The sequence below is a fragment of the Gammaproteobacteria bacterium genome (genome assembly GCA_022340215.1).
In the GTDB taxonomy this organism is placed as follows: Bacteria; Pseudomonadota; Gammaproteobacteria; order JAJDOJ01; family JAJDOJ01; genus JAJDOJ01.
The window spans coordinates 1-6,300 of sequence record JAJDOJ010000198.1; the positions used below are offsets into that span (position 1 = coordinate 1).

The following is a 6,300-nucleotide window of genomic DNA, read 5'->3' on the forward strand; positions in this document are numbered from 1 at the left end:
AGCGTCCAGAACCGGCTGCCTCCGATCCTGCTCAGCGCCTCGGCCGCCGCGATGCGATATTTGGTCGCCGTCTGTGCGCTCATGCGTCGCGTGATCATTATTTGCACAGCCCCCAGCAGACCCTTGGAAACCGGGGTCTCCAGTTCGTGTTGAAGGCGGCTGCGCAGATCGGTCTCCAGATCCCCGACGATCCGGTTGGCGCCGGCGTCGCGCAGGCACTCGGCTGCCAGGACCAGATTGTGGTATGGCTCGGGCTCGGATGGGGAATCCGCGATTGACCGGATGAGGCGCGTCGTCTTTTCCTTGCTCTGCGTGCTCAGATAACCCGCTGCCAGCAGAATGACTTCGCGCCACCACTCGTCGGCCGTATGGCGAAGGCTGTATTCCACGTAGTCGTCACGCCCGGCGATTGCCAGCGCGGCCAGATACTCCTGAAAAGTCAGATGGGAGAACGCATAGGTGTCCTCGGCACGGGCGATCAACAACCCGGTGCGCTCCTGAATGACCGACAGGAACCGTGACGCCATCGCCTCACGCTCCCGTGCATCCGTTGCGTCGGTGTCCAGCTGGCCGGACAGCAGTTCTCTCAGGGGCTCACAGTCTATCTCCTTGACGGCCTTCTCGTGCAGGGTCAGCGCCACGTGCTGCAACACCAGCCGCCGATCGCTGATGTCGAATGGCCGGTCGTTCAGGACCAGCGGTTCCTGAATTCCACGCGCCTCGTCCCACTTGCCCAGCAGCACATCCACGGCTTCCTGATAGAGCTCGGCGCGGCGATCCGGCAGCTTGACTCTATCCCGGTGAATGAGCGCGATGACGGTGAGCATGAGCGGATTGATGGCCAGCTCACGCACGCGGTCGTTCCTTTCAATCGCTTCCAGCAACTGGCGCGTATGGTTTACCGCGGATGTCTCGGCGGTTTCGCCCGGCCCCATCTGCCCGATGGCAACCAGGCGGTGCCACTGCGACAGGAAACGCTTTACGTCTTCCATCGAGAAATCGCGCACCGTCGTCGTCGCGTATCCCTCGCTCAGGCGTGAGGCGTCGATGTATCCCACGATACGGCTGGTGACGACAAAACGGCACTGGCCATAGGCGCGGGTAAAGGCGTCCACCAGACGAGATACCCGCCGGCGCAGGTCCGGATCCGCCACCTCATCGAGCCCGTCGAGCAGGATGGCGGCGCGGCCGCCATACAACCATTCATCGAAGAAATTCGCGGGCACCTCAATGCGTTCTTTCTTAAGCACCTGGATCAGAAACTGCAACAGCAGGGCATGACCTTCGGTGCCGTCGTCCCTGGGATGATGTTCCGCGAGATAACGCCCGATCTGCCGCAGTGGCAGAAAGACAGGCAGCCATCCACTCTCGTCCAGACCCAGTTTTTCGCGGACGTGTTGCGATCCTTCCGCCAGGTCCCGTGCATAGCGCAGCGCGACATAGCGCAGCAGCGTGGTCTTGCCACTGCCCGGGTCGCCCAGCACGACAAGGCGCCGGTGTTCCGCCAGCGCCTCGTTTACCGAGATCTGGGTCGTGTCGCCTGTCGCCGCGTGATCCTTGCCACGATGCCATTCGCCGGGCGCCAGCCCCGTTTCGCGCTCCAGCCAATCGACCTCGGTGCGCCGCGCGGATTGGCGCGTGGCGCGTAAGGTCACATAGATTCGGTCCAGCTCGATATTGACGAGTTTGCCACCCGAGCGGATACCCTGTAACTGAAGATAACGGTTCTGGCTGATGACATGCTGCAGGTAGCGCCCGAGCGAGCTTTGGCGATCGACGGCCGTCATCTTGACCGGGGCATCGCCGATGACCACGGTGGCGCCCTGCTCCGCGTAAACGATCTGGGCACCTTCCGAGGCGGAGAACGCCTGGCCGGTGTTGATGTCTCCCAGGGCGTCACCGGCAACGCTCGTTCCCCTCTCGCCCACGGCAGTCGCGCCCTGCCCCTGGGCAACCGCACCGTCGCCGAGGAGCTGGGCGTCCATCCCTGCAATAGCGGCATCAAACGTGTCCTGATCGATCAAGCCCGCCTCCAGCGCACGCTTGAGCTGTTCCAGACGAGTGGGCCGAGGTTCGGTCATATGGGTTCCAGGATCACGCCTGCACACTCAGGCGAGTGTAACAGCTCAGGGGTGGCTGCTTTGCCCGATACATCTGAGCAGACTTCGGGGCCCACCTTGCTCTGAACAGGGACCCAAGGCGATTTCTGTCAAATGACATACCATCATGGATGGGTCCATCGTGCCCCGCGCAGGATCGCGACGGATCCTCGAAAGAAGCAAGGCACGTGGTTTAACCGTCTCAGAATTGACTTTCGTATCGAGTCAACCACAATCAGCAATCACTCACAGCCCCTCACACATATCCGGCCGGAAAGGACAAAAGGGACGACTATGGCCTACCAACGACGAGTTCGGGACGAACATCTACGTAACGACGGCAGGCCGAAACGCATTCTGGCTTTGGACGGAGGCGGCCTGCGCGGTATTTTGAGTGTGGCGATCCTGCAGAAGATAGAAGATATCCTCCGGCAACGGCATGGAGATAGCCCCGATTTCCGATTGGGCGACTACTTCGACCTGATTGCCGGCACGTCAACCGGATCCATTATCGCGGCGGCGCTGGCGCAAGGGTGGTCCGTCGAGCGGATCTACAGCAAGTACGTGGAACTCGGTGAGCGAGTGTTCGAGAAAAGCTTTTTCCGGCAGGGACTCTTTCGGGCCAAGTATGACGAAGAGAAGCTCATTGAAGAACTGAAAGCAGCTTATGGGCCCGATACAACGCTGGGCAGTCCCGAATTGCGTACCGGCCTGCTGGTCATGACAAAGCGCCTGGATACCGGAAGTCCCTGGCCAGTCAGCAACAACCCGCGTGGAAAGTATTTCGCGACCAGAACCGGCGGGGTTATCGGTAATGGAGAGTACAAACTCTGGCAGGTGGTGAGAGCCTCGACCGCGGCGCCGGCCTACTTCGATCCGGAACGGATTACGATCGCGGAAAAGGCGGGGCACATACCTACGCAGGGTGAATTTGTCGATGGCGGTGCCAGTCCCTTCAACAACCCGGCGCTGCAGGCCCTCATGTACGCGACACTGGATGGATATCGACTGGGATGGCTCACCGGAGCCGACAGGCTCCTGCTGGTCTCGATTGGTACGGGGGCCGCCGACCCGCAGGTAAAGAGCGCCGGCATGGCGGCAAGACACGCCGTTCGAGCCCTGCTATCGCTGATGGACGATTGCGCCTCACTGCAGGAGACGCTTCTGCAGTGGATATCGGCAAGCCCAACGGCACGGAATATCGATTCCGAGCTGGGTGACCTGCGCCGCGACCTGGCAGCCGGCGCACCCCTTCTGAGCTACCTGCGTTACAACGTTGACCTGCGTAAAGAAAACGTATCGCAGCTGAATCCGGATATTTCAGATCCGAAGCTGATCGAGTCGCTGAGCGCCATGGATGCGCCGGAGAACATGCAGGTTCTCCACGAGCTGGGAAAACTCGCGGCTGAGCGCGACGTAAAGAGCACCGATTTCTCGGCAAATTTCGATCTGCCGGAGATCTAGCGAGCGGGATTTTTTTCCGTCCATCTGGAAGCTATTGAGTATGCGACAACGATACAGGAAAAAGGCGGACCAGTTTGTGATCGCTGTTCGGCTGGATCTCGACACCGATGGATTCGTCTATCGGAAGTGGGGGGCCGAACAGAAATGTAAGAGCGGAGACTGGCTGATAGATAACGAAGGTGATATCTACACGATAGACCAGGATGTGTTCACCCGTACGTACCGCAAGGTGGGTGCCGGAAAGTATGTCAAGACGACGCCTGTATGGGCAGAAGTCGCGAAAGAAGATGGTCACGTGACGACCAAGGAAGGTGCGTCCCATTACAAGGCCGGGGACTACCTCGTATACAACGACAAAGACGGAATCGATGGGTATTGCACCAGTGCCGCCAAGTTTGAGTCGATGTACGAGCTCGACGAGTAGAAATTATCGGGATCGGATGTATATACCTGTTCCTTGGTCTGCAACGGAAGCATGGGGTCAGGTCTCGCATAATAACACTCGGCTGCGAATTACCCGTCCTACCGTTGTCGAGTGCAGACCGAAATGTTCTATTGCGAGACCTGACCCTCATTTCCTCATTTCTGACCCCTATTGCGAGACCTGACCCTCATTTCTGACCCTCCCTTTCCACAACGCCTGATGGACGCGGCCCTGGATCTTCAGGATGCCCTGGCCGAGGCGCAGACCCGTCATGGTCACGCCAGGCGTCAGGCCCTGTCCGCCGCCGACCGCGATCTCGCCCGGATACGCATCTATCTTAGGCTGGCGAACCATTGGCGCTGGTTGAGCAGTGGCCAGTACGAGCACGTCAGCCGCATGGTGCTAGAGATCGGCCTGCTGCTCGGCGGGTGGCTGAGATCGGAGCTGAAAGGGAAAGGCGGCTCCGGGTCGAGATGACCGAGGGAGCCGCCGGCTTTGCTATGCGCCCGACGCCTGACCTGCGGGCGGGACGCGCCTGCGCCATCATTCATGATGCCTGCCTCGGCCCGTAATCCTTGGGCGACGGACGGTTCCGGAAGCGGCACGGACCCGTGAGTCCTGGCCGCCAGCCCCGCGACAACCGGCGGGGCCAGGGGGCGAACGATGTGGGCGGCAAACCAGCCGAAAACCGATGAAGTTGTTGCGGCCGGAGGGAGGGTAACTGGAACGGTCGGCGGAGCGCAGGTTGACCGGAAGCTTGCGCCAGTACCCGCCGCGCAACACGCGACTGCGACAATCGCCACCGTTATCTTCCAGCCAGGCGCGGCCGTCCTCCGGGGCGCCGGAGTAGTTTTCATGCCAGCAGTCCTCGACCCATTCCCAGACATTGCCCGCCATGTCATGGAGGCCGGAGGCGTTGGGCCTCTTCCCGCCCACCGGATGGGTCTGTTCGTCACTGTTCTCGTCATACCAGGCGAACTCGTCGGCCACCTTCCCGTCGTCGCCCCAATACCAGGGGGTCGTGCTGCCGGCGCGGGCGGCGTACTCCCACTCGGCCTCGCTCGGCAGGCCGCAGGTCAGACCCTCGGTCCGTTCGAAAAACCATGCCGCATAGTCCCGTGCGTCGTTCCAGTCGAGATTGATCACCGGACGACTGCCGCGACCCCAGCCCCTATCGTCTGGAGTAACCAGGGGTCAGGTTTCCAATGATAGCATTCGGCTGTAAATCACCCGTCCCACCGTCGCCGGGTGCAGACCGAAATGATCGGCAATCTCGCGGTAGCTGTAGGTACCAGTCGCATAAGCCGCAACTAGCAAAAGTCATCCAAAAGGTCAGCCAGTCGCTGGAACGCCCCTATGAGGAATTGCTCGCGCGCATACCGCTGGAGGCCACCCTGAATGTGGATGAGACCGGCCATTAGAGCAACGGGGACCGCTTCTGGATCTGGGTGTTCAAGGCTAAGCTCTACGTCCTGTTTCGAATCGACAAATCCCGCGGCTCGAAGGTCTTGATTGAGGTCATCGGCAAGGAATTCGAAGGTGTCTTAGGCTGCGACTACTTCTCAGCCTATCGCAAGTACATGAAGGACCTCCATGTCGCCATCCAATTCTGCATCGCTCATCTGATTCGGGATATCAGTTTCCTCATCACCCTACCCGATGAGCCCAACCGCGCCTTTGGCGAAAAGCTACTCCAAGCCGTCAAAATCCTATTTTAAGGGCATCCAACGCCACGAGGAGATGTCCCAGGTAGATTTCCAGGCCGCCCTCGATAAGGCAAAGAACAAAATCCTGCACATAGCCCTCAATTCGGCTTTTGAGTTCATCCTTCAGGCCGTGCAGGCCTTCTTCCAGGATAAACCGCCACCCTCTCTACTGCCCATTCCTCCCTAGATAACCCACCAAAGGTTGTGGACGAGCCTCCGCGGCCTCTAACTCCCCATCCCCTAATCCTCGCCCGACCCTCTACCCCCGGCGACGTAGTTAAATCAAAACACTCGCTTAGCACCGCGCTCCTCTGGTGTCGCGCAACCCCGTGAACGGTTACAAACGCTTCGTTATTGGGGGTGCGTTAATAAGTGGCAGGATGGAACATCAGGTATGTATAGCGCCTTTCGCTTATTGCTATGCTGTAATCTACATAAAATCAGTTTAAGCTCACTATTGAAGCAGCTCGGCCAGCTTGCTCTCCTGTTTGTCGGACAGGTTCTCCGGGCGCCTGAGCAGTAGCCAGCGGGTCTTGGTCAGTACGGGCTCATACCCCTTTGCCTTCAGTTCCTTGACCTCGCCGGCTCGCACCTCGTCGAGCGCCTT

The 6,300-nt window shown here is 59.8% G+C and carries 5 protein-coding genes and 2 pseudogenes; 4 read left to right on the top strand and 3 right to left on the bottom strand.

Annotation, left to right across the window (positions count from 1 at the left end; genetic code table 11):
- The coding region (locus LJE91_13775; GenBank protein ID MCG6869750.1) for an NACHT domain-containing protein at positions 1-2,081 on the bottom strand (2,081 nt) is incomplete at its 3' end.
- A gap of 312 nt (positions 2,082-2,393) precedes the next feature.
- Here LJE91_13775 and LJE91_13780 point away from each other — a divergent pair.
- The 3 genes from LJE91_13780 (at position 2,394) to LJE91_13790 (ending at position 4,464) form a co-directional block, all read left to right on the top strand.
- Complete coding sequence (locus LJE91_13780; protein ID MCG6869751.1) at positions 2,394-3,563, top strand: patatin-like phospholipase family protein; 1,170 nt, start codon at positions 2,394-2,396, stop codon at positions 3,561-3,563.
- A gap of 40 nt (positions 3,564-3,603) precedes the next feature.
- The gene (locus tag LJE91_13785) at positions 3,604-3,987 is read left to right on the top strand and encodes a hypothetical protein (protein ID MCG6869752.1); all 384 of its coding nucleotides are present in this window, start codon (positions 3,604-3,606) and stop codon (positions 3,985-3,987) included.
- Positions 3,988-4,206: 219 nt separating this feature from the next.
- Positions 4,207-4,464: a four helix bundle protein gene (locus LJE91_13790; GenBank protein MCG6869753.1), complete on the top strand. Its 258-nt coding sequence runs from the start codon at positions 4,207-4,209 to the stop codon at positions 4,462-4,464.
- Between the two features lie 66 nt (positions 4,465-4,530).
- Here LJE91_13790 and LJE91_13795 read toward each other — a convergent pair whose 3' ends face one another.
- Complete coding sequence (locus LJE91_13795; protein ID MCG6869754.1) at positions 4,531-5,133, bottom strand: formylglycine-generating enzyme family protein; 603 nt, start codon at positions 5,131-5,133, stop codon at positions 4,531-4,533.
- Positions 5,134-5,297: 164 nt separating this feature from the next.
- Here LJE91_13795 and LJE91_13800 point away from each other — a divergent pair.
- Positions 5,298-5,880: pseudogene (locus LJE91_13800) on the top strand (transposase).
- 270 nt (positions 5,881-6,150) lie between these two features.
- On the opposite strand, the pseudogene LJE91_13805 reads toward LJE91_13800, so the two are convergent.
- A pseudogene (locus LJE91_13805) lies at positions 6,151-6,300 on the bottom strand (transposase).

Bases quoted from the DNA above. Each gene is read 5' to 3' on its own strand.
- LJE91_13780 (MCG6869751.1), top strand. From the start codon at position 2,394: ATGGCCTACCAACGACGAGTTCGGGACGAACATCTACGTAACGACGGC.
- LJE91_13785 (MCG6869752.1), top strand. From the start codon at position 3,604: ATGCGACAACGATACAGGAAAAAGGCGGACCAGTTTGTGATCGCTGTT.
- LJE91_13790 (MCG6869753.1), top strand. From the start codon at position 4,207: ATGGACGCGGCCCTGGATCTTCAGGATGCCCTGGCCGAGGCGCAGACC.